Here is a 2,942-nt window from a genome sequence, read left to right on the forward strand (position 1 = left end):
GTCATCGCGCCACTCCTCCTCATCGCTGTGCTCTGCATCGTCGCCGGCGCGGTCATCGCGCCACTCCTCCTCATCGCGGCGTCCCCCGCAAGCGGGCGGGGGTACCTCCCACTTGTGGGGGCGTGCCCCGCCGCATCGTCGCCGGCGCGGCCATGGTTCCCTCTTTCACCCCGGGTTGTTTCGCAGGCAGCGTATCCTTGCTAACTTATACAGCGTATCAATCGTATTGCCTACTGTATGGGTAACCGTATCGGCGGAGAAAGGCCGGATTCGACGGTGAGTCAGGGGGCCGACACGGCCGGTGCCGAGGGTTCGGTGACAGTGCACCGCGAGGGTGCGGTGTTACTGGTGACGCTCGATCGCCCATCGCGGCGTAACTCGTTGACGCAGTTGATGATCGGGGCTTTGGTCGAGGCCCTGACCGATGCCGCTTCCGACGATTCGCTGCGGGCCGTGCACATCCGGGGAGCCGGCGGTGACTTCTGCGCCGGCGCCGACTGGGTCGCCGCCAACGACCCCGGCGCCCCGCGTCCCCGCACCGGTGATCTGGTGCGGCGGATTCCCCACGCCGCTCACCGCGTGATCGAGCTCGTCGCGTCCATCCAGCTGCCGGTGGTGTGCAGCGTGCGGGGCTGGGCGGTGGGATTCGGCTGCAACCTCACGCTGGCCGCCGACTTCACCGTGGCCGCCGACGATGCCGTGTTCTGGGAGCCCTTCATCGACCGGGGGTTCAGCCCGGATTCGGGCTCCACCTGGCTGCTGCCGCGGCTGATCGGCCTGGCGCGGGCCCGGCGAATGCTGCTGCTGGGCGAGAAGGTGGGCGCGCCGGATGCGGCCGACTGGGGATTGATTCACCAAGCCGTCAGCGGCCCCGAGCTCGACCGCGCCGCCGAAGAGTTGGTGGGCCGACTGGCCGCCGGGCCGACGGCCGCGCTCGGACTGGCCAAACAGGCTATCAATTTCGGCCAGCAGGCAACGCTGAGCCAGTCGCTGACCCAGGAGTTGTTCAACCTGGAATTATCTTGCCGAACAAGCGATTTCAAGGAGGGCCTGGAGGCCTTCCGGCAGCGACGGGATCCGGATTTTCGTGGACGCTAGTTCGGGGGCGTCGAGTGTGGGCCGTACGCACGGCAACTGCCTCGAATTCGTCCATATGCCCCACGCTCGACGTGCAAAACAACACGAAGGGATGACCGATGCCCACTGATTCGTTCGACACCATCAAATACGAAGTCGATGGGCACACCGCGACGATCACCCTGAACCGCCCGGACGCCCTCAATGCGCTCAGCCCGCACATGATCACCGAGCTGCGGGCCGCCTACGACGAGGCCGAAAACGACGACGCTGTCTGGTTGACCATCGTCACCGGCACCGGCCGCGCGTTCTGCACCGGTGCTGACGTCAAGGAGATTCCCGAAGACGGCAAGGTGATCTACGAGCGGCCCTACCTGTCGACATACGACCAGTGGGAGGCGCCGCAGGAGGGCACCCCGCCGTTTCGCACCATGGCCAAGCCGGTGCTCACCGCCGTGAACGGGATCTGCTGTGGCGCCGGCATGGATTGGGTCACCACGACCGACATCGTCATCGCGTCCGAGCAGGCCACCTTCTTCGATCCGCACGTCAGCATCGGGTTGGTGGCCGGCCGGGAATTGGTGCGGGTGTCTCGGGTGTTGCCTCGCTCGATCGCGCTGCGAATGGCCCTGATGGGCAAGCACGAGCGGATGAGCGCGCAACGCGCCTACGAGCTTGGGTTGATCAGCGAGATCGTGGAACATGACCGCCTGCTGGAGCGCGCCCACGAGATCGCCGACATCGTCAATTCCAATGCACCGCTGGCCGTCCGGGGCACCCGGCTCGCGATTCTCAAGGGACTCAACGTGCCCCTGCACGAGGCGGAGATACTCGCCGAGACCTTCCGCGAGCGGGTGCTGCGCACCGAGGACGCGGCCGAAGGACCCCGGGCCTTCGTCGAGAAGCGCAAGCCGAATTGGCAGTGCCGATGACGTTCGAAACCATTCTGTTCGAGGTCGACACGCGCGACCACGTCGCCACCATCACACTGAATCGCCCCGAACAGCTCAACGCGTTCAACCGCACCATGTGCGAGGAGATGGCCCGCGCGTGGCGCACCGTCAAACTCGACGATTCGGTGCATGCGGTCGTGTTGCGCGCCGCCGGCGACCGGGCGTTCAGCGCCGGGCTGGACATCAAGACGCCATACGGTCAGCCCGAAAACATCTGGAACCACGAGGATCCCGGCGAAGCGCTGAGTCCCAAGTGGCAGAAGATGTGGAAGCCCGTGGTATGTGCGGTCCAGGGCATATGCACCGCGGGCGCGTTCTACTTCGTCAACGAATCCGACGTGGTGATCTGCTCCGAGAACGCCACCTTCTTCGACTCTCACGTGTCGGCGGGCCTGGTGTGCGCTTTGGAGCCGATCGGCCTGATGCGCCGCATCGGCCTGGGTGAAACGTTGCGAATAGCATTGATGGGCAACGACGAACGGGTCGGCGCCGAGACCGCGCTGCGGATCGGGCTGGTCTCCGAGGTCGTCGCCGCCGACCAGCTTTGGGACCGCGCCCACCAGATCGCGGCGACCATCGCCGCCAAGCCGCCGACCGCGACAGCCGGCACGGTGAAGGCGATCTGGGAATCGCTGGACAAGCCGTACCGCGCGGCGATGGAGCAGAACCTGATCTATACCCGGCTGGGAAACCCGTTGGGCACCGCGGAGCTGGCCGCTGGAAACGATTCCGGGGCGCCGAGCGCGGCCCGCACCCCGAAGATTCGCTGATGTCGCCTCACCCGCTGGCCCAACGCATCGCCGACGTGCTCGACCTGCAACCGGACTCGCGCGCCATCGAGTATGGCGGCCAATGGATCTCCTGGGCACGAGTCGGGGCGCTGGCGCGGCGTATCGCCGCGATTATCGGCGG

3 protein-coding genes are annotated in these 2,942 nt (G+C 66.4%); all 3 read left to right on the forward strand.

All coding sequences use genetic code 11. The features are described from left to right. The first annotated feature begins 276 nt into the window (after positions 1–276). The 3 genes from A5624_RS05080 (at position 277) to A5624_RS05090 (ending at position 2,800) form a co-directional block, all read left to right on the forward strand. Complete coding sequence (locus A5624_RS05080; protein WP_066862533.1) at positions 277–1,098, forward strand: enoyl-CoA hydratase/isomerase family protein; 822 nt, start codon at positions 277–279, stop codon at positions 1,096–1,098. A 98-nt stretch (positions 1,099–1,196) separates the two neighbouring features. Beyond that, positions 1,197–2,009: an enoyl-CoA hydratase/isomerase family protein gene (locus A5624_RS05085; RefSeq protein WP_066862536.1), complete on the forward strand. Its 813-nt coding sequence runs from the start codon at positions 1,197–1,199 to the stop codon at positions 2,007–2,009. After that, a complete protein-coding gene (locus A5624_RS05090; RefSeq protein WP_066862539.1) occupies positions 2,006–2,800 on the forward strand; it encodes an enoyl-CoA hydratase/isomerase family protein in 795 nt (264 codons plus the stop codon). The genes A5624_RS05085 and A5624_RS05090 overlap by 4 nt, the downstream gene beginning before the upstream one ends. Positions 2,801–2,942: the final 142 nt, after the last annotated feature.

Source organism: Mycobacterium sp. 1482292.6 (assembly GCF_001672995.1).
Classification (GTDB): Bacteria; Actinomycetota; Actinomycetes; order Mycobacteriales; family Mycobacteriaceae; genus Mycobacterium; species Mycobacterium europaeum_A.